Source organism: Escherichia sp. 20412-1, from assembly GCF_003027595.1.
Classification (GTDB): Bacteria; Pseudomonadota; Gammaproteobacteria; order Enterobacterales; family Enterobacteriaceae; genus Escherichia; species Escherichia marmotae.
In genome coordinates, this window is record NZ_PYQM01000039.1 from 1 (window position 1) to 20,575 (window position 20,575).

General features: G+C 49.7%; 20 protein-coding genes and 1 pseudogene. 13 read left to right on the forward strand and 8 right to left on the reverse strand.

All coding sequences use genetic code 11. The features are described 5' to 3' along the window. Together C7B16_RS25060 and C7B16_RS19410 are read left to right on the forward strand one after the other, a co-directional pair. On the forward strand, positions 1 to 204 hold a 204-nt coding region (locus C7B16_RS25060), incomplete at its 5' end, for a hypothetical protein (protein ID WP_375122100.1). A gap of 84 nt (positions 205 to 288) precedes the next feature. Continuing rightward, entirely contained in the window at positions 289 to 1,341 is a 1,053-nt protein-coding gene (locus tag C7B16_RS19410; RefSeq protein ID WP_010381050.1) for a DUF2776 family protein, read from the forward strand. A gap of 99 nt (positions 1,342 to 1,440) precedes the next feature. Here C7B16_RS19410 and C7B16_RS19415 read toward each other — a convergent pair whose 3' ends face one another. Next, positions 1,441 to 2,634 carry an NAD(P)/FAD-dependent oxidoreductase gene (locus C7B16_RS19415; protein ID WP_000439152.1) on the reverse strand — a complete coding sequence of 398 codons (1,194 nt, stop codon included), beginning with the start codon at positions 2,632 to 2,634 and terminating at the stop codon, positions 1,441 to 1,443. A 230-nt stretch (positions 2,635 to 2,864) separates the two neighbouring features. On the opposite strand from C7B16_RS19415, the gene pitA reads away from it, so the two are divergent. Beyond that, entirely contained in the window at positions 2,865 to 4,364 is a 1,500-nt protein-coding gene (gene pitA / locus C7B16_RS19420) for an inorganic phosphate transporter PitA (protein ID WP_000902773.1), read from the forward strand. A 67-nt stretch (positions 4,365 to 4,431) separates the two neighbouring features. Here the strand turns inward: pitA and uspB are convergent, their stop codons facing one another. After that, positions 4,432 to 4,767 carry a universal stress protein UspB gene (gene uspB, locus C7B16_RS19425; RefSeq protein WP_000626185.1) on the reverse strand — a complete coding sequence of 112 codons (336 nt, stop codon included), beginning with the start codon at positions 4,765 to 4,767 and terminating at the stop codon, positions 4,432 to 4,434. A 390-nt stretch (positions 4,768 to 5,157) separates the two neighbouring features. On the opposite strand from uspB, the gene uspA reads away from it, so the two are divergent. After that, positions 5,158 to 5,592: a universal stress protein UspA gene (uspA, locus tag C7B16_RS19430; protein WP_000323571.1), complete on the forward strand. Its 435-nt coding sequence runs from the start codon at positions 5,158 to 5,160 to the stop codon at positions 5,590 to 5,592. On the opposite strand, the gene C7B16_RS24855 is transcribed toward uspA, so the two are convergent. Further along, positions 5,593 to 5,946 carry a hypothetical protein gene (locus tag C7B16_RS24855; RefSeq protein WP_071985614.1) on the reverse strand — a complete coding sequence of 118 codons (354 nt, stop codon included), beginning with the start codon at positions 5,944 to 5,946 and terminating at the stop codon, positions 5,593 to 5,595. Between C7B16_RS24855 and dtpB the strand changes: the two genes are divergently transcribed. Next, positions 5,901 to 7,370, forward strand: coding sequence for a dipeptide/tripeptide permease DtpB (gene dtpB, locus C7B16_RS19440; RefSeq protein WP_001098671.1), 1,470 nt, complete (start codon positions 5,901 to 5,903; stop codon positions 7,368 to 7,370). The two genes, C7B16_RS24855 and dtpB, sit on opposite strands and share 46 nt — an antisense overlap. A 47-nt stretch (positions 7,371 to 7,417) precedes the next feature. On the opposite strand, the gene rsmJ is transcribed toward dtpB, so the two are convergent. Both rsmJ and prlC read right to left on the reverse strand, forming a co-directional pair. Further along, positions 7,418 to 8,170, reverse strand: coding sequence for a 16S rRNA (guanine(1516)-N(2))-methyltransferase RsmJ (gene rsmJ, locus C7B16_RS19445; protein ID WP_001517284.1), 753 nt, complete (start codon positions 8,168 to 8,170; stop codon positions 7,418 to 7,420). A gap of 7 nt (positions 8,171 to 8,177) precedes the next feature. Continuing rightward, positions 8,178 to 10,220: an oligopeptidase A gene (gene prlC / locus C7B16_RS19450; RefSeq protein WP_000184159.1), complete on the reverse strand. Its 2,043-nt coding sequence runs from the start codon at positions 10,218 to 10,220 to the stop codon at positions 8,178 to 8,180. 262 nt (positions 10,221 to 10,482) lie between these two features. Between prlC and rlmJ the strand changes: the two genes are divergently transcribed. Both rlmJ and gorA read left to right on the forward strand, forming a co-directional pair. After that, complete coding sequence (gene rlmJ / locus C7B16_RS19455) at positions 10,483 to 11,325, forward strand: 23S rRNA (adenine(2030)-N(6))-methyltransferase (protein WP_001517285.1); 843 nt, start codon at positions 10,483 to 10,485, stop codon at positions 11,323 to 11,325. A gap of 71 nt (positions 11,326 to 11,396) precedes the next feature. Continuing rightward, on the forward strand, positions 11,397 to 12,749 hold the full coding sequence (gorA, locus tag C7B16_RS19460) for a glutathione-disulfide reductase (protein WP_001517286.1): 1,353 nt from the start codon (positions 11,397 to 11,399) through the stop codon (positions 12,747 to 12,749). Positions 12,750 to 12,802: 53 nt separating this feature from the next. Here the strand turns inward: gorA and dinQ are convergent, their stop codons facing one another. Continuing rightward, on the reverse strand, positions 12,803 to 12,886 hold the full coding sequence (dinQ, locus tag C7B16_RS19465) for a damage-inducible type I toxin DinQ (protein WP_001295215.1): 84 nt from the start codon (positions 12,884 to 12,886) through the stop codon (positions 12,803 to 12,805). A 27-nt stretch (positions 12,887 to 12,913) separates the two neighbouring features. On the opposite strand from dinQ, the gene C7B16_RS24860 reads away from it, so the two are divergent. The 6 genes from C7B16_RS24860 (at position 12,914) to C7B16_RS19505 (ending at position 17,160) form a co-directional block, all read left to right on the forward strand. Continuing rightward, on the forward strand, positions 12,914 to 13,087 hold the full coding sequence (locus tag C7B16_RS24860; RefSeq protein WP_016262638.1) for a hypothetical protein: 174 nt from the start codon (positions 12,914 to 12,916) through the stop codon (positions 13,085 to 13,087). Between the two features lie 307 nt (positions 13,088 to 13,394). Continuing rightward, a complete protein-coding gene (gene arsR / locus C7B16_RS19480) occupies positions 13,395 to 13,748 on the forward strand; it encodes an As(III)-sensing metalloregulatory transcriptional repressor ArsR (RefSeq protein ID WP_000025636.1) in 354 nt (117 codons plus the stop codon). 54 nt (positions 13,749 to 13,802) lie between these two features. Then, positions 13,803 to 15,092, forward strand: coding sequence for an arsenite/antimonite:H(+) antiporter ArsB (gene arsB, locus C7B16_RS19485; protein WP_016249316.1), 1,290 nt, complete (start codon positions 13,803 to 13,805; stop codon positions 15,090 to 15,092). A gap of 12 nt (positions 15,093 to 15,104) precedes the next feature. Continuing rightward, positions 15,105 to 15,530: a glutaredoxin-dependent arsenate reductase gene (gene arsC / locus C7B16_RS19490; RefSeq protein WP_107180014.1), complete on the forward strand. Its 426-nt coding sequence runs from the start codon at positions 15,105 to 15,107 to the stop codon at positions 15,528 to 15,530. A gap of 390 nt (positions 15,531 to 15,920) precedes the next feature. After that, positions 15,921 to 16,487, forward strand: a complete 567-nt coding sequence (slp, locus tag C7B16_RS19495) for an outer membrane lipoprotein Slp (protein ID WP_107180015.1) — start codon at positions 15,921 to 15,923, stop codon at positions 16,485 to 16,487. 142 nt (positions 16,488 to 16,629) lie between these two features. Then, positions 16,630 to 17,160, forward strand: a complete 531-nt coding sequence (locus tag C7B16_RS19505) for a helix-turn-helix domain-containing protein (protein ID WP_061090552.1) — start codon at positions 16,630 to 16,632, stop codon at positions 17,158 to 17,160. A gap of 61 nt (positions 17,161 to 17,221) precedes the next feature. Here the strand turns inward: C7B16_RS19505 and chuS are convergent, their stop codons facing one another. Continuing rightward, positions 17,222 to 18,250 carry a hematinate-forming heme oxygenase ChuS gene (gene chuS / locus C7B16_RS19510; protein ID WP_001017197.1) on the reverse strand — a complete coding sequence of 343 codons (1,029 nt, stop codon included), beginning with the start codon at positions 18,248 to 18,250 and terminating at the stop codon, positions 17,222 to 17,224. Positions 18,251 to 18,298: 48 nt separating this feature from the next. After that, positions 18,299 to 20,189: pseudogene (gene chuA, locus C7B16_RS19515) on the reverse strand (TonB-dependent heme/hemoglobin receptor ChuA/ShuA). Between the last annotated feature and the right edge of the window lie 386 nt (positions 20,190 to 20,575).

Genomic DNA, 20,575 nt, shown 5'->3' on the forward strand with positions numbered 1-20,575 from the left:
CGTCTGCGTTTCTCCGGTCCTAAGACATCAATCATCTGTTCTCCAATGACTAGTCTAAAAACTAGTATTAAGACTATCACTTATTTAAGTGATATTGGTTGTCTGGAGATTCTGGGGGCTAGTCTAACCAGCTTTAATCCATCTCTAAAAGCCGATACTTACAACAATAAATCCAGCTATAGTAAAGTCACTTTTTACAATTAGTGGTATCTCATTGTTATATTTAATTGGCTGAAAACACTACTTATACGTTTTCTGATATTAGCAGAAAAACATATGGAGATAGAGATGAATATCTATATTGGATGGTTATTTAAATTAATCCCTTTGCTAATGGGGGTAATATGCATCGCATTAGGTGAGTTTGTATTAGCAGGTTCTGGACAAAGTGAATACTTCGTTGCAGGGCATGTTCTGATTTCTCTCTCTGCAATATGTCTGGCATTGTTCACTACCGCATTTATTATTATCTCTCAGTTAAATCATGGCGTGAATAAACTCTACAACACATTATTCCCTGTTATTGGTTATGCTGGCTCCATTGCAACTATGATTTGGGGATGGTCATTTCTGGCCAGCGATAATGTGATGGCAGATGAATTTGTCGCCGGGCATGTGATTTTCGGTGTTGGCATGATTGCCGCCTGCGTATCAACCGTGGCGGCCTCTTCCGGGCATTTTCTGCTGATCCCGAAAAACGCAGCGGGTAGTAAGAGTGATGGAACACCATTGCAGGCGTATTCTTCAACTATCGGTAATTACTTAATTGCTATCCCCGTTCTGCTCACTCTCTTCGGTTTTATTTGGTCAATAGTGCTGTTACGCAGCGCAAATATCACACCACATTATGTTGCAGGCCATGTGCTCCTGGGGCTAACAGCAATTTGCGCTTGTCTTATTGGTCTGGTTGCTACCATCATCCATCAAACGCGGAATACGTTCTCAGCGAAAGAACATTGGCTCTGGTGTTATTGGGTTATTTTACTCGGTTCACTTACCGTTATTCAGGGCATCTACGTATTAATCAGTTCAGATGAAAATGCCCGTCTGGCTCCGGGTATTATTCTCATTTGTCTGGGGATGATCTGCTACAGTATTTTCTCCAAAGTGTGGTTGCTGGCGCTGGTCTGGAGACGCGCCTGTTCGTTAACCAACAGAATACCCATGATACCCGTATTTACCTGTCTGTTTTGCCTGTTCCTCGCGGCATTCCTTGCAGAGATTGCGCAAACCGATATGGCTTACTTTATTCCCTCGCGGGTTCTGGTTGGCTTAGGTGCAGTGTGTTTTACGCTATTTTCAATCGTTTCTATATTAGAAGCAGGGTCTGCAAAAAAATAATAGAAAAGACTTCAGATAAGACGCTGAGCGTCTTATCTGGGCTTTATTCAGGTTGATTCCCCCTGATTTCACTGCGAAAACGAGGGGGTACTTTACGTCTTATTCTGCCGCCAAATCCTGCGCACAAGCCCACGCGCTGGACCACGCCCACTGGAAGTTATAGCCTCCCAGCCAGCCTGTGACGTCCATCACTTCACCAATAAAGTACAGCCCAGACACTTTGCGCGCTTCCATCGTCCGTGATGAGAGTTCATTGGTGTCCACGCCGCCGAGAGTCACTTCGGCGGTGCGATAGCCTTCGGTGCCGTTGGGTTGTACGCGCCACTCGGTCAATGTGGTAATCAGCGCCTGTTGGTCACGCACGTTGAGCTGTTTTAGCGGGACGTCCGGGATTTGCCCAAGTTGTTGCAACCGTTCAACCAACCGTTTCGGCAGATGAACCGCCAACGTGTTCTTCAGACTCTGATTCGGATGTGCACTGCGCTGCTCGTTAAGGAAGGCTTCCAGGTCGACATCCGGTAGCAGATTGATGCTGACAAATTCACCCGGTTGCCAGTAGCTGGATATCTGCAACACCGCCGGACCTGATAAGCCACGATGCGTGAAGAGTAAATTTTCACGGAACACCGTGCCGTTTTCAGCGGTAATCACTGAAGGTACTGCAACGCCTGCCAGCACCTGTAACTCTTCCAGCAACGGTTTATGCAGTGTGAATGGCACCAGACCAGCGCGCGTCGGCAACACGTTGAGGCCAAATTGTTCGGCAATCTTATAACCGAACGGCGACGCGCCCAGACCCGGCATCGAGAGGCCTCCGGTCGCAATGACCAGTTTATCGCAGCCGACGGTCATACCATTCAGTTCAAGCGTAAAACCCGTTTCATCCTTTGCCACACTCAGCACTTCGCTACGCAATCTGAAGGTCACATTACCCTTCTCACACTCTGCCACCAGCATGTCAACAATCTGCTGTGCGGAGTCATCGCAAAAGAGTTGCCCTAACGTTTTCTCGTGCCAGGCGATGCCGTGTTTATTGACCAGATCAATAAAATCCCACTGCGTAAATCGGGCGAGGGCAGACTTACAAAAATGCGGATTCTGGCTCAGATAGGCACCAGGCTCGACATAAAGGTTGGTAAAATTGCAGCGCCCACCACCAGACATGAGGATTTTGCGCCCCGGTTTTTTACCATTATCGATCAGCAAAACTCTGCGCCCTGCCTGACCTGCCAGCGCAGAACAGAACATACCAGCCGCACCAGCGCCTATAATAATGGCATCAAACCTTTCCACGTTGCGCTCCTCTTAGAAAAAATGGGCGTGAATTGTAAAGATTCCTCAGTGGCCGCACCAGCATCAATATTACTTAGGGGAAGTATTTATCTGAATTATATAAGATAATTATTTTTTGAGTGAAATTCATACAGGAGGCAAATCAAAAAAATCTATATTTCACTTTGCCCGCGCCGCGAAAGTCACTGATAATGCGCCGCGTTCATGTCCTCAAAATGGCGTAACGTCCTATGCTACATTTGTTTGCTGGCCTGGATTTGCATACCGGGCTGTTATTATTGCTTGCACTGGCTTTTGTGCTGTTCTACGAAGCCATCAATGGTTTCCATGACACCGCCAACGCCGTGGCAACTGTCATCTATACCCGCGCGATGCGTTCTCAGCTCGCAGTGGTTATGGCGGCAGTGTTCAACTTCCTGGGTGTTTTGCTGGGTGGTCTTAGTGTTGCCTATGCCATTGTGCATATGCTGCCGACAGATCTGCTGCTTAATATGGGATCGTCTCATGGCCTTGCTATGGTGTTCTCTATGTTGCTGGCGGCGATTATCTGGAACCTTGGTACGTGGTACTTTGGTTTGCCTGCATCCAGCTCCCATACGCTGATTGGCGCGATTATCGGTATTGGTTTAACCAATGCGTTGATGACCGGTACATCAGTGGTGGATGCACTCAATATCCCGAAAGTATTAAGTATTTTCGCATCTCTGATCGTTTCCCCTATTGTCGGCCTGGTGTTTGCTGGTGGTCTGATTTTCTTGCTGCGTCGCTACTGGAGCGGCACCAAGAAACGCGCCCGTATCCACCTGACCCCAGCGGAGCGTGAAAAGAAAGACGGTAAGAAAAAGCCGCCGTTCTGGACACGTATCGCACTGATCCTTTCCGCTGTCGGCGTGGCGTTTTCTCACGGAGCGAACGATGGTCAGAAAGGCATTGGTCTGGTTATGCTGGTACTGATTGGCGTCGCACCAGCAGGCTTCGTGGTTAATATGAATGCCACAGGTTACGAAATCACTCGTACCCGCGATGCTATCAACAACGTGGAAGCTTACTTTGAGCAACACCCTGCGCTGCTCAAACAGGCGACCGGTGCTGATCAGTTAGTGCCGACTCCGGAAGCAGGCGCAACACAGCCTGCGGAGTTCCATTGCCATCCGTCGAATACCATTAACGCGCTCAACCGCCTGAAGGGCATGTTGACCGCCGATGTGGAAAGCTACGACAAGCTGTCGCTTGACCAGCGTAGCCAGATGCGCCGCATTATGCTGTGCGTTTCTGACACTATCGACAAAGTGGTGAAAATGCCTGGCGTCACTGCGGATGATCAGCGTCTGTTGAAGAAATTGAAGTCCGATATGCTTAGCACCATCGAGTATGCTCCGGTATGGATCATCATGGCGGTCGCGCTGGCGTTAGGTATCGGGACGATGATTGGCTGGCGTCGTGTGGCGACGACTATCGGTGAGAAAATCGGTAAGAAAGGCATGACCTACGCTCAGGGGATGTCTGCCCAGATGACGGCGGCGGTGTCTATCGGTCTGGCGAGTTATACCGGGATGCCTGTTTCCACCACTCACGTACTCTCCTCTTCCGTAGCGGGGACGATGGTCGTTGATGGCGGTGGCTTGCAGCGTAAAACGGTAACCAGCATTCTGATGGCCTGGGTGTTTACCCTCCCGGCTGCAGTGCTGCTCTCCGGCGGGTTGTACTGGATCTCCTTGCAGTTCCTGTAATCGCACGCATAAAAACGAGCGGGTCAGTTTTCTGGCCCGCTTTTTTTATGCCTTATTGCCGTGGTACTTAATGCCAAATCATCAATGCAATCAGGCTTATCACCACCAGACCACACAATGCGCTGGTCAGGATAAACTGCCGACGCACACGCTCGCAGCGACGAATAAACTCATCATCGTGATGATCACGATACCTCTGAGCATAGATATACCAAACGAGACGAACCTGTTTGTTGGGTTGGCCATGTGAGGTAAAAAAGCCCCCTCCATCAACATATTGATAGAGCAATGGATCGCAATTACGCAGTACCACTAACAACGCGCGTAGTGATGAGAAATAGCGCGCCATGTTAACAATGCAAACGACACATAAAGCCCAAAATAATGCGACGGTGCTTATCATACCTCCTCCCCGGCGACCTGCCCACGGAGTTCCACCCCGGGGCTACCGCTCCCGATACGCTGCCAATCAGTTAACACCAGGTCCTGGAGAAACCGCTTTTGTCGTAACGAACATCCGAGCGGCTCTATAGATAGTGTAGGAGATCAGGTTGTTTTTTTTCCATAAGGTTAACCACTATCAATATATTCATGTCGAAAATTTGATTATCTGATTGGTAAGCAAGGCGGATTGACGGATCATCCAGGTCGCTATAAGGTAAGGATGGTCTTAACACTGAATCTTTACGGCTGGGTTAGCCCCGCGCACGTAGTTCGCAGGACGCGGGTGACGTAACGGCACAAGAAACGCTAGCTGGCCAGTCATCGACAACTTTATGGAAGGAGTAACACTATGGCTTATAAACACATTCTCATCGCGGTCGATCTCTCCCCGGAAAGCAAAGTTCTGGTAGAGAAAGCGGTCTCTATGGCCCGCCCCTACAATGCGAAGGTTTCTCTGATCCACGTAGATGTAAACTACTCTGACCTATACACCGGACTTATTGATGTGAATCTGGGTGATATGCAGAAACGCATTTCCGAAGAGACTCATCACGCGCTGACTGAGCTTTCCACTAACGCAGGCTACCCAATTACTGAAACCCTGAGCGGCAGCGGCGATCTGGGTCAGGTTCTGGTTGATGCGATCAAGAAATACGATATGGATCTGGTGGTTTGTGGTCATCACCAGGACTTCTGGAGCAAACTGATGTCTTCCGCACGCCAGCTAATCAACACCGTTCACGTTGATATGCTGATTGTTCCACTGCGTGACGAAGAAGAATAATCATTCCCCTCTACTTGCTCCTGAACGCCCGCTCATGCGGGCGTTCTGCTTTTTGTTTTGAGCCGATGTTAATCTGCAGTCAGAAAGCTCACTGCGTAGCGAGCAATTCAAATTTACACCCCATAAAAAAGCATGTAACGCCATTACACATAAAAACATCAGCATGATTGGCTGGTTATTTTTGCTGTGATAGTGCATTAATGCATTCATTACATCAATATTAAGAATTTTAGACGCGTGTAAAATCTTTCGCGCGCAATCACTTACGCGTTCATACTTTTCAGGACGGTATTGGAAGGTTAATAAATATGAATACAACAACACCCACTGGGATGCTGCAGCAACCTCGCCCATTTTTTATGATCTTTTTTGTCGAATTATGGGAACGATTCGGCTACTACGGCGTGCAAGGCGTGCTGGCGGTTTTCTTCGTTAAACAGCTCGGATTTTCACAAGAGCAAGCCTTTGTCACCTTTGGTGCCTTTGCGGCGCTGGTCTATGGCCTTATCTCGATCGGCGGTTATGTTGGCGACCATCTATTGGGAACCAAACGCACCATTGTTCTCGGGGCAATTGTGCTGGCGATTGGCTACTTTATGACCGGGATGTCGTTACTCAAACCTGACCTGATCTTCATCGCGCTGGGGACTATCGCCGTCGGCAACGGCTTGTTTAAAGCCAACCCTGCCAGCTTGCTTTCTAAGTGCTATCCGCCAAAAGATCCGCGGCTCGATGGCGCTTTCACCCTGTTTTACATGTCAATCAACATCGGCTCGTTGATAGCATTATCGCTGGCACCAGTTATCGCTGACAGATTTGGTTATTCCGTCACCTATAATCTGTGCGGTGCGGGGTTAATTGTCGCGTTACTGGTCTACATCGCCTGTCGTGGAATGGTAAAAGATATTGGTTCTGCGCCAGACTTCCGACCAATGAGCTTCAGCAAACTGTTGTACGTGTTGATTGGCAGCGTGGTGATGATCTTCGTCTGCGCATGGCTGATGCACAACGTGGAAGTTGCCAACCTGGTGCTGATAGTCCTCTCCATCGTCGTCACCATTATTTTCTTCCGTCAGGCATTCAAGCTGGATAAAACCGGGCGCAACAAGATGTTTGTCGCCTTTGTGCTGATGCTCGAAGCGGTGGTGTTTTACATCCTCTACGCCCAGATGCCAACATCACTGAACTTCTTTGCCATCAACAACGTGCATCATGAAATCCTCGGCTTTTCCATCAACCCGGTCAGCTTCCAGGCGCTCAATCCGTTCTGGGTGGTCATTGCCAGCCCGGTACTGGCGACTATCTATACCCGTCTGGGCAGCAAAGGCAAAGATCTCTCGATGCCGATGAAATTCACCCTTGGTATGTTTATGTGTTCATTGGGTTTTCTGACTGCCGCCGCTGCGGGGATGTGGTTTGCTGATGCCCAGGGACTGACATCGCCGTGGTTTATCGTCCTGGTTTACTTGTTCCAGAGCCTGGGTGAACTGTTTATTAGCGCCCTGGGTCTGGCGATGATTGCTGCGCTGGTGCCGCAGCATTTGATGGGATTTATTCTCGGGATGTGGTTCCTGACGCAGGCAGCCGCATTCTTGCTGGGCGGCTATGTAGCGACATTTACCGCCGTGCCGGACAACATTACCGATCCGCTACAGACATTACCGGTCTACATCGATGTGTTTAGCAAAATTGGTCTGGTCACGCTGGGCGTTGCGGTGGTAATGCTGCTGATGGTGCCGTGGCTGAAACGGATGATTGAGACGCCAGAAAGCAATTAATTTTTCCTGCAGCAAACCGGGTAGCAGTAACGCTACCCGGTTTACTTTTACGCTGGTGTCCCGGCATAAATATCAAAGCGATGCCCTTTGGTAACGACCGCGTTAGGCGTGGCGACATTCGCCAGCGGCGGGGCGTAGTCCGGCCGTTTGACCACCACGCGTTTTGTCGCTAACTGGCGAGCAGGCTCCAGCAACCCATCCGCATCGAGATCCGGCCCAACCAGCGACTGAAACACGCGCATCTCTTTTTTCACTAACGCACTTTTCTGCTTATGCGGGAACATCGGGTCGAGATAGACCACCTGTGGGCGCGGGGTAATATCGGTCAGCGCCGTCAGGCTGGAGGCGTGAATTAACTGCAAACGTTCCTGTAACCAGCCGCCGATTTCCGCATCGGCATAGCCACGCGCCAGGCCATCATCGAGCAGCGCGGCAACCACCGGATTACGTTCCAGCATCCGCACGCGGCAGCCCACCGAAGCCAGCACAAAGGCATCGCGCCCCAAACCTGCAGTGGCATCGACTACATCCGGCAGATAATCACCCTTAATGCCCACCGCTTTTGCTACCGCCTCACCGCGTCCGCCGCCGAATCTGCGTCGGTGTGCCATCGCTCCGCCAACAAAATCAACAAAAATACCGCCAAGTTTCGGCTCATCGCGCTTGCGCAGTTCCAGATGCTCCGGCGTTAACACTAAGGCCATCAGGTTGTCTTCATCGTGCTCCAGCCCCCAGCGGGTCGCCAGAACAGATAAGGCACCGTCTCCGGTGCCCGATTCATCAATTAAGCAGATTTTCACTGACTGATCAGCCCTTAATGCCGTAATGCTCCAGCATCGCATCCAGTTGCGGTTCACGACCACGGAAGCGTTTGAACAGCTCCATCGGCTCTTCTGAACCGCCACGGCTCAGAATATTGTCGAGGAATGACTGTCCGGTTTCACGGTTGAAAATACCCTCTTCTTCAAAGCGTGAGAAGGCATCCGCTGCCAGCACGTCGGCCCACAGGTAGCTGTAGTAACCTGCTGCATAACCTCCGGCAAAAATGTGGCTGAAAGCATGTGGGAAACGCCCCCAGGACGGAGACGGCACCACGGCAACCAGTTTTTTGATTTCTGCCAGCGTTTCGAGGATCTTCGCGCCTTGTTCAGGACGGAACTCCGCGTGCAGACGGAAATCGAACAGGCCGAACTCCAGTTGACGCAGAATAAACAGCGCTGCCTGGTAGTTTTTCGCCGCCAGCATTTTATCCAGCAGCTCTTTCGGCAGCGGTTCGCCGGTTTCATAATGACCAGAGATAAACGCCAGCGCCTCCGGCTCCCAGCACCAGTTTTCCATAAACTGACTCGGCAGTTCGACTGCATCCCACGGCACCCCGTTGATACCGGAAACGCCTGCGGTCTCGATGCGGGTCAGCATATGATGCAGGCCGTGACCGAACTCATGGAACAGGGTGATCACTTCGTCGTGGGTAAACAGCGCCGGTTTACCATTCACCGGACGGTTGAAGTTACAGGTCAGGTAAGCGACCGGTTTTTGCAGCGAACCGTCGGCTTTACGCATCTGGCCTACGCAGTCATCCATCCACGCCCCGCCGCGCTTGTTTTCACGGGCATACAGATCGAGGTAGAAGCTGCCGCGCAGTTCGTTGTTCTCGTCATAGAGTTCGAAGAAACGTACATCCGGATGCCAGACATCGACATCCTTACGCTCTTTGGCGGTGATGCCGTAAATACGTTTAACCACTTCAAACAGGCCGTTAACCGCTTTGTTTTCCGGAAAGTACGGACGCAGTTGTTCGTCGCTGATGCTATAAAGATGCTGTTTTTGTTTTTCGCTGTAGTACGCAATATCCCACGGCTGCAACTCATCGACGCCAAATTCGGCTTTGGCGAAGGCGCGCAGTTGCGCCAGTTCTTTTTCACCTTGTGGACGTGCGCGTTTTGCCAGATCGGTTAAGAAATCAAGCACCTGCTGCGGATTTTCTGCCATTTTAGTGGCGAGTGATTTAAAGGCGTAGTTTTCAAAACCCAGCAATTGCGCCAGTTCATGACGCAAGGTGAGGATCTCTTCCATCACTTTACTGTTGTCCCACTTACCAGCGTTCGGGCCTTGATCGGAGGCGCGGGTGCTGTAAGCGCGATACATCTCTTCACGCAGGGCCTGGTTGTCGCAGTAGGTCATTACCGGCAGATAGCTTGGGATATCCAACGTCAGCAGGTAACCTTCCAGTTCTTTCGCTTCGGCCTGAGCTTTTGCCGCAGCCAATGCACTTTCTGGCATACCCGCCAGTTCCGCTTCGTCGGTGACGAGTTTAGTCCAGCCCATCGTCGCATCGAGGACGTTGTTGCTGTACTGGTTGCCCAGTTCGGAAAGACGGGTAGCAATCTCACCGTAACGCTGCTGTTTTTCTTTCGGCAGGCCGATGCCAGAAAGTTCAAAATCACGCAGTGCGTTATCAACCGCTTTTTTCTGCGCTGTGTTCAGCGTGGCGTAGTAATCGCCATCGCGCAGGTCACGGTACGCTTTATATAGCCCTTCATGTTGCCCTACCCAGGTGCTGTATTCCGACAGCAGCGGCAGCGTTTGTTCGTAAGCTTCACGCAGTTCCGGGCTATTTTTCACCGAGTTCAGGTGGCTAACCGGGGAGAAAATACGTCCCAGTACATCATCGACTTCTGCAAGCGGCTGGCAGAGATTTTCCCAGGTGTACGGTGCCCCTTGCGCTACCACGCGCTCTACATTTTCGCGGCAGTCGTTCAACGCCTTAGTGACGGCTGGAACCACATGTTCCGGGAGGATTTTTGAAAACGGCGGAAGTTCAAAGGGAGTCAGTAACGGATTCGTCATAGGTACAGTCCTGGTTAAATAGGGGGAACGAAACGCTCGCAGGCGCTTTCGCCGGATGCGACGCAGGCGTCTTATCCGACCTACTTTGGTAGGCCGATGCCATCCGACGCGTAATGGGTAATAGCATGGGGTTAAGTGTAGTGAATTTCAATGAGAAACGTTACGCTTTCGCGGCGGCGGCCTCTTTTCGGTATACTGTTCTGATACGCTTTTGTGCGCCCCGAATACGGGCCGATTTTTACTTACCGGAACACCTTTACCCATGCTCAGTTATCGCCACAGCTTTCACGCTGGCAACCACGCCGACGTCCTTAAACATACCGTTCAGAGCCTGATCATCGAGTCGCTGAAAGAGAAAGATAAACCGTTTCTCTATCTCGATACCCACGCGGGTGCGGGGCGTTATCAGTTAAGTAGCGAACATGCCGAGCGTACAGGCGAATATCTCGAAGGCATCGCCCGTATCTGGCAGCAGGATGACCTGCCCGCAGAATTGGAGTCGTACATCAATGTGGTAAAACACTTCAACCGTAGTGGGCAGCTACGTTATTACCCTGGTTCGCCGTTGATTGCCCGTCAGTTACTGCGTGAACAAGACAGCCTGCAACTGACCGAGTTGCACCCCAGCGATTATCCGTTACTGCGTTCTGAATTTCAGAAAGACAGCCGTGCGCGCGTAGAAAAAGCTGACGGCTTCCTGCAGCTTAAAGCTAAACTGCCGCCGGTCTCCCGCCGTGGCCTGATCCTTATCGACCCGCCGTATGAAATGAAAACAGACTATCAGGCGGTGGTCAGTGGGATAGCAGAAGGCTACAAACGTTTCGCCACTGGCACTTACGCATTGTGGTATCCGGTAGTGCTGCGTCAGCAAATTAAGCGCATGATCCACGATCTGGAAGCGACCGGTATTCGCAAAATTCTGCAAATTGAACTGGCGGTGCTGCCAGACAGCGATCGCCGTGGCATGACCGCTTCTGGCATGATTGTCATTAACCCTCCGTGGAAGCTGGAACAGCAAATGAATAACGTGCTGCCGTGGCTACACAGCAAACTGGTTCCGGCAGGCACCGGGCACGCTACCGTAAACTGGATCGTACCGGAGTAATTGCAGCCATTGCTGGCACCTTTTACGTCTCGCGCTACAATCGCGGTAATCAACGATAAGGACACTCTGTCATGACTAAACACTATGATTACATCGCCATCGGCGGCGGCAGCGGCGGTATCGCCTCCATCAACCGCGCGGCTATGTACGGCCAGAAATGCGCGCTGATTGAAGCCAAAGAACTGGGCGGCACCTGCGTGAACGTCGGCTGCGTGCCGAAAAAAGTGATGTGGCACGCGGCGCAAATCCGTGAAGCCATCCACATGTACGGCCCGGATTATGGCTTTGATACCACCATTAATAAGTTCAACTGGGATACATTGATCGCCAGCCGTACCGCCTATATCGACCGTATCCATACCTCCTATGAAAACGTACTCGGTAAAAATAACGTTGATGTAATCAAAGGTTTTGCTCGCTTCGTTGATGCCAAAACGCTGGAAGTTAACGGTGAAACCATCACTGCTGATCATATTCTGATCGCCACCGGTGGCCGTCCGAGCCATCCGGATATTCCGGGCGTGGAATACGGCATTGATTCTGATGGTTTCTTCGCCCTTCCCGCTTTACCAGAGCGCGTGGCGGTTGTTGGCGCAGGTTACATCGCCGTTGAACTGGCTGGCGTGATTAACGGCCTCGGCGCGAAAACGCATCTGTTTGTGCGTAAACACGCACCACTGCGCAGCTTTGATCCGATGATCACTGAAACACTGGTCGAGGTGATGAACGCCGAAGGCCCACAACTGCACACCAATGCAATCCCGAAAGCGGTGGTGAAAAATGCCGATGGCAGCCTGACGCTGGAGCTGGAAGATGGTCGCAGTGAAACGGTGGATTGCCTGATTTGGGCGATTGGGCGTGAACCTGCCAATGACAATATCAACCTCGAAGCTGCTGGCGTTAAAACCAACGAAAAAGGTTATATCGTCGTCGATAAATATCAAAATACTAACGTTGAAGGTATTTACGCGGTGGGCGATAACACTGGCGCGGTGGAACTGACGCCGGTTGCAGTAGCAGCGGGTCGTCGTCTCTCTGAACGCCTGTTTAATAACAAGCCGGATGAACATCTGGATTACAGCAATATTCCGACCGTCGTTTTCAGCCATCCGCCGATTGGTACTGTTGGTTTAACAGAACCGCAGGCGCGTGAGCAGTACGGCGACGATCAGGTGAAAGTGTATAAATCCTCTTTCACCGCCATGTATACCGCTGTCACCACTCACCGCCAGCCGTGCCGCATGAAGCTGGTATGCGTTGGGCCAGAAGAGAAGATTGTCGGTATTCATGGTATTGGTTTTGGTATGGATGAAATGTTGCAGGGCTTCGCGGTAGCGCTGAAGATGGGCGCAACCAAGAAAGACTTCGACAACACCGTCGCTATTCACCCGACGGCGGCAGAAGAGTTCGTTACTATGCGTTAAATGTTAAAGGGCAAAGAGTGGTGTGCTCTTTGCCCTTAGCTACGTTTCCGCTATCAGTTCAGAAGCTGAAGCAGGAAGCGGATCAGTTCCAGCAACGCAATTAACGCCCCAAGAACAATGATTGCTTTATCAATCACCCGTTTTCTCCATGCTATGGAGTGAGAATGCATCCGCTTACTCATCCATTGCCTGTCACGGCGCATGTCTCATTGTTAGATAACGACTATCTCACTCCGGCCAGAGCATCAGTTAACGGCACCACCCGTACCACTGATCAGGACTTTGAAAGCGTTTATGCGCATTACCAGAGTGAAAATGCCTCAGAGCTAACTGGATAATTATACAGTGCTTATAGTTTATAAAACCAGCATGCCCTTGCAATAGTTTCAGTATGGTATTAGCATTGATGCGTTAGATGATGACTATCTCACTCCGACCAGGGCCACCAACTCTGGGCTGGAAAGTAAAAAACCGACGCAAAGTCGGTTTTTTTACGTCCTGATTCAGACCTCTTTTCAAATAAATACCCAACTCTTAATTCACACCCATTACCTTCCTTTGCACCTATACATCCGTTAAATCATATATGTTTTTGACTTATTCATTTCGAAGAGAGACACTACCTGCAACAATCAGGAGCGCAATATGTCAATTCTGTTACCCATCCAACTGTTCAAAATTCTTGCCGATGAAACGCGTTTGAGTATCGTTTTACTGCTCAGCGAGATGGGTGAGTTATGCGTCTGTGATCTCTGTACTGCCCTGAATCAGTCGCAGCCCAAGATCTCACGCCACCTGGCATTGCTGCGTGAAAGCGGCTTATTGCTGGATCGCAAACAAGGTAAGTGGGTTCATTACCGTTTATCTCCGCATATTCCTTCCTGGGCTGCGAAAATTATTGAGCAGACCTGGAGATGTGAACAGGAAAATGTTCAGGCAATTGTCCGTAACCTGGCCCGACAAAATTGTTCCGCAGACAGTAAGACCATTTGCAGCTAAAAAATTCACCCACACATATATGAATTTTCGCATATGTTATTTCAGGGAGGCATTATGTTACTGGCAGGCGCTATTTTTGTCCTGACCATCATATTGGTTATCTGGCAGCCGAAAGGTTTAGGCATCGGCTGGAGTGCGGCGTTGGGCGCGGGACTGGCGTTAGTTACGGGTGTGGTACATCCGGGCGATATTCCTGTGGTGTGGAATATTGTCTGGAATGCGACTACTGCATTTATTGCCGTTATTATCATCAGCCTGCTGCTGGACGAATCCGGTTTTTTCGAATGGGCGGCGCTGCATGTTTCACGTTGGGGTCATGGGCGTGGCCGCTTGCTGTTTACCTGGATAGTCCTGCTCGGTGCGACCGTTGCGGCTCTGTTTGCCAATGATGGCGCGGCACTTATTTTGACGCCGATCGTTATCGCCATGTTGCTGGCTTTAGGTTTCAGTAAAGGCACAACGCTTGCATTCGTCATGGCGGCTGGATTCATTGCCGATACCGCCAGCCTGCCGCTTATCGTATCCAACCTGGTAAATATCGTTTCGGCAGATTTCTTTGGCCTCGGCTTTAGCGAATATGCCTCGGTCATGGTGCCGGTGGACATCGCCGCAATACTGGCCACGCTGGTGATGTTGCATCTCTACTTTCGCAAAGATATTCCACAGAACTACGATATGGCATTGCTGAAACCTCCCGCCGAAGCAATTAAAGATCCTGCCACCTTCAAAACGGGCTGGGTTGTTTTATTGCTTTTGCTGGCGGGATTTTTCGTTCTGGAACCGCTCGGTATCCCGGTAAGCGCCATTGCGGCAGTGGGCGCGCTAATTTTGTTTGTAATCGCTAAACGCGGCCATGCTATCAATACGGGTAAAGTGCTACGCGGCGCACCCTGGCAGATTGTCATCTTCTCACTCGGCATGTATCTGGTGGTTTATGGCCTGCGCAATGCGGGGCTAACAGAATACCTTTCTGGCGTACTTAATGTATTGGCAGATAACGGTCTGTGGGCCGCGACGCTGGGCACCGGATTTCTGACCGCCTTCCTCTCTTCTATTATGAACAATATGCCTACGGTACTGGTTGGTGCGTTGTCTATTGATGGCAGCACGGCATCTGGCGTGATCAAAGAAGCGATGGTTTACGCCAACGTTATTGGCTGCGATCTGGGGCCGAAAATTACGCCAATTGGTAGCCTGGCAACACTGCTCTGGTTGCACGTACTTTCGCAGAAGAATATGACGATTAGCTGGGGGGATTACTTCCGTACAGGAATTATTATGACCCTGCCGGTGCTGTTTGTAACGCTGGTCACGCTGGCGCTACGTCTCTCTTTCACTTTGTAATGAGATACTGATATGAGCAACATTACCATTTATCACAACCCGGCCTGCGGCACGTCGCGTAATACACTGGAGATGATCCGCAACAGCGGTACAGAACCGACTATTATCCACTATCTGGAAACCCCACCGGCTCGTGACGAGCTGGTCAAACTCATTGTCGATATGGGAATTTCGGTACGCGCGCTGCTGCGTAAAAACGTTGAACCATATGAGGAACTGAGTCTTGCAGACGATAAATTTACTGACGATCAGTTAATCGACTTTATGTTGCAACACCCGATTCTGATTAACCGTCCAATTGTGGTAACACAGTTGGGAACCCGGCTGTGCCGCCCTTCGGAAGTAGTGCTGGAGATCCTGCCGGATGCTCAGAAAGGGGCGTTCACCAAAGAAGACGGTGAGAAAGTGGTTGATGATTCAGGTAAACGATTAAAATAAACAAAGGGGGCGACTGTGCCCCTAATCGTTGACGCAGCGCGTATCATTTCTTAGCGGATGCGAGATCGTGCAATTTCAGTAAATTGCGCTTCCTGCCCTCACAGATAAATAGTTTCCCTTTTAATAAACAGTTATCACCATAATGATAATAATTAGCACTCTATGTTCCATAAGAGAAAAAACAATTTAATTAAAATAGTTAAATAAAGGACTAGTATTATAAATAGACGGGTAATAACATCACACAGCAATGCTCTCTCTGGGACTAATGTTCAAGATATAAATATCAGACAGGTTTACATTACTATCAGGCATATCACCTGAGAATTGGATGAAAACCATAAAGAAATATCTATTATGGTTTTAACATTTGTTGATAAGGATAGTAACATGAACAAGACAAAAGGTGCACTCATCTTCAGCCTTTCATTTTTTCTTGCCGCATGTAGTTCGATTCCGCAAAATATCAAAGGCAATAACCAACCTGATATTCAAAAAAGTTTTGTTGCTGTTCATAACCAACCAAATTTGTATGTTGGTCAACAGGCACGCTTTGGCGGTAAGGTTATCAACGTTATTAACGGCAAAACAGATACGTTGTTAGAAATCGCCGTATTACCGCTGGATAGCTATGCCAAACCTGAAATTGAAGCCAACTATCAGGGTCGCCTGCTCGCCAGACAAAATGGCTTCCTTGACCCAGTGAACTACCGTAACCACTTTGTCACCGTTCTCGGCACGATTCAGGGCGAACAGCCAGGTTTTATCAATAAAGTCCCGTATAACTTCGTTGACGTGAATGTACAGGGGATTCAGGTGTGGCATTTGAGAGAAGTGGTCAACACCACCTACAACCTGTGGGATTACGGCTACGGCGCATTCTGGCCAGAAGCCGGCTGGGGCGCACCTTATTACACCAATGCGGTTAGCCAGGTAACGCCAGAACTGGTGAAATAATTTAGTTTAAAGATGCAGATATTTTCCAAATATCTGCATCTTTAATATGAATATTAATATACAACTATAATTATAAGTCCTGCCCTGTTTATTACCTTTGGCAACCTGATTATGAAGTTAATGCTCGCAACAGGAGTCGGTTATGTTTCTTATAATTACCAAAGACATCATGTTTTTCACCGCAATGAAAAATATTTTGAGTAAGGGTAATGTCGTTCATATACAGAACGAAGAAGAGATTGACTTAACGTTGCATCAGGGTGCTTTGGTGATTATTGATACATTAATGAATAATGTATTCCACTCATCAATGCTCAACAAAATTGAACGTCTGCAACCTGTCCATGTCATTGTTTTCTCGCCGTTTAATATTAAACGCTGTCTGGGGAAAGTCCCGGTAACTTTTGTTCAGAGAAATATTACGATTATTGACTTTGTCGCGCTGCTCAATGGCAGTTACTGTTCTGCGCCAGAAGCGGATGTGTCACTCTCGCGCAAACAGCATCAGGTTCTGACCTGCATTGCAAATCAAATGACGACAGAAGATATTCTGGGAAAACTAAAAATCTCATTAAAAACATTCTACTGCCATAAACACAATATTATGATGATCCTCAACCTCAGGCGGATCAACGAACTGGTACGGCATCAACATATTGATTATCTGGTCTGAATTCTCCAGCCGATATTTATAAAGAGGCCCGGCGACAGCCAGACCTCCGGACAATGACACGTTACGCAGCAACGCCTTCTTGCGTCAGTGCCGCAATCTGTTTACGCCATTGCGCTTGCTCTTGTTCGCCTTCTGTACGTTGACCATAAAGTTGCGCAATCTGCGTACCATCATGGGCAAACAATTCCAGGCTGGTCACGTAGCCATCGCTGGTCGGTTTACGGGTAACCCAGGTTTCAGCGATGCTCTCTTCTAATAGATGAAGAGTAAATGTTGGGTTGAAAATATTCAGCCAGCCTTTCATTGGCACCACTTTTTCTACCACACCCGTGAAAATTTGTACGCAGCCACGGTTGCCAACAAACACCATGATCTCATTGCCATCTCGCTGGGCGGATTCCAGAATCTGCGCCAGCGCACTATTGGCGACTTTGCAGGCCAGATCGTCTGCCACCAGTTTAAACGCCTGTTGGCGCGTCAGGTTATGCCGCTTGAGCAGCGTAAAAAACTGATGAACATCCGTCATCGCACGCCACTCTTGCTCTACAGCACTGGCATCGACGTTGCTATGCGCAGCAGGTGCATCAACCGTTGTTAACTCAAGCGGCGTATTTTCCTCGACAATAAAACGCGCCAGAAGCTCGCTCCATGCCGCCATATCGGTATTGTCGGTGGCATAAACTTTCAGTAACGCATCGCCCTGATGATCAAAGAACTGAACACTCTGACGTTCGCCGCGAGCCGTGGTTTCTTTTATATGGAAAACACTGGCCCACTGGTTGAGAAACAGACGCAGATCCAGCGCGCGCGGATTGAGTATTAATCCGGCATGGCCGTTCAAATGCTGGTTGGTAAATGCCCCAACTTGCTCATGAACAGCATATTCATTACGACAGATACATTTGGTTTCGCCAACGCTTTCCAGCGCCGCGAGAATTTCACGAATATCGCCGCGCATCCGCCACGCATCGTGCGTGACACGGGCAAATGCCAGTTCTGCTTCGCTGATATTCATTAAACCTGCGATGTCACGCGCGTACTTTCCGGGATTTTGTTCTTTTAACTCAAGCCAGCGTGTGTAGTGGTTCATTGTCTCTCTTCCTTCCAGATAAATGCCCCGAAATATCGGGGCTGATGATTACCATTGATAACTCACGAAAATTTTTCCGTTACGACCATCCTGCGGGATACCCTGCGGTGACCAGTACTCTTTATCGAAGGCGTTGCCCAGTACCAGAGTGGTGGTCATGCCTTTGAGCGCCTGCTGTCCTTGATAACTAACGTAGAAATCATTCACGCCGTAGCCTGGTTGTTTGCTGTAACTGCTGCTGACATGTGTTGAGCGATCGGCAAACGTACCAACCCAGCCGACAGAGAAGCCACTGTGGGCGATCGGAATATTCAGGGGTGCTGGTAACGGTATCCGGGTTAATGCTGGAGATATATTCTCCGGTATCGGTGTCTTTGCCGCGGGTACGGTTATAGGCCACATCAAGGCTAAACAGGTCAGTGGTATATTTCGTCATTACATCCCAACCCCAGATTTTGGCGTTCGGGACGTTATAAGACATGGTTGTCGCCGCCGCGAAATCGACGGTTGTGGAGATGTAATCCTTCGCTTTGGTATCAAAGTAGCTGGCTTTAAATTCCAGGGCATCATTGGACAACATCAGGTCATCAAAACGCAGCCCAAAGCCGTATTCCTGAGTTTCGTTGGTTTCCGGACGTAAGTTCGGGTTCGGCACCCAATAGTTGGTATAGAAGCGACCAATCGAGAAGTGCTTAGAATCGTTGTACATTTCACCCATCGTCGGCGCACGGAATGCCTGGGCATACGAACCAAATAACATTAGCCAGTTGGTCGGGTTGATAGTCATCCCCGCGCGAGACGACCATTTGTCGGCATCAACATCTTTGTAACCATCACTGCTGCCGCGATAGCTGTCATAGCGGGTTCCGCCGAGCAGGGTAATCGGCAGATCGCGTAAGGTGATCTCATCCTGTAGCCAGCCGGAGCTGAAATCGATTTTCGCTTGCGGGAAGCCCGTTGTCGCACCGCCCGGATGCTGTTCCTGACGATAATACTCACCGCCATATGTCAGCAGGTGAGAAGCAAAACTATCGGCAAACAGCGTGGAGCGGTTCTCCAGTTTGGCACCTTTTGTTGTCTGTTCACGATATTCGCCGGAACTCCCCGTGTTCTGGGCATTAATACGGACTTCCGACCAGTAAACTTTTGCATCGGCATTTAACCAGTCGTTGCCCACTGGCGCGAGTTTATAAGCAAGTTGCGCATCACGTTGAATCGTTGAACGATCAACCATCGGATTACTGCTGTCAGAAGCTTCAACGGTCTGCGGATTTTTTGGTTCGCGCGCGTCGTTATTGTAATAACGCACTAATCCACTCAGAGCCTGGGCAGAATCAATTTGCCAGGTCCCTTTCGCCAACATGTTATTAATGGCCTCATCATTCGGCGCGGTTTCGCCATTGCTCTGGCGTAAATCACCACGATCGCGGCTGGACCAGGCCACAATACCATCCAGATTTTCCGTTCGCCCAAAAGCACTCGCGCCTAACCCCAGGCTATGATCTCCCGTGCCGCCAGTGCCAAAGACACGAAAACCGCTGCTTTGTCCTTCCTGCAATAAATCTTTTGCATCGACCGTATCGTAGGAGATAACCCCTCCCAATGCGCCACTGCCATACAGTAATGCCGAAGGTCCACGGACAATCTCAACACGTTTGATCAGCGCCGGATCGAGGAAAGTCCCATTCAGGTGCCCGGTATCGGTTCCCTGACGAACACCATCAACAAGGATCAACACGCCGCGATGGTCATAGCCACGCATATTCACATCCTGTCCATTTGTACGCCCAGTACCATCAAGGGTAATCCCTGGAACATGACGCAGTAGATCGGTGGCTGACGTAGCCGTTTGGTTTTCAGGGGCGGAAGTGTCGATAACGCTGACCATCATTGGCGCTTCGAAGGAACTGCGTGCATTCCCTGTTGCCGTAACGGTCATGGTTTCAGTAGCAAAAGCAATCGTCGGCAAGCTGGCAGAAACAGCCAAAGCCAACAAACTCAAGCGCAACGAGGTAAATTGCGGACGTGACATAGCGATTCTCCATGAGGAAAATAAAAAATGCTGGCTGCCTGGGTAAAAACCGGGGTGGCTGGCGAAAAATAAATTTATTTGTGATTCAACGCGATAGTATTAGCCGGGTGAGTTAATTGGCGTTTATATCCCGTGAAATTACCTGGTATTTCTGACCATTGCGCAAAAGCACGCCCTCTTTGTCAGGCAAAGTGGTACACCACGTCTGAAGTGAAGAGTGCTGTGCGTTATCCTTCGCAAAAGCTATGATTTTGTTATCCATATAGTCATATTTTGTTAAAGCCAAGAGTGAT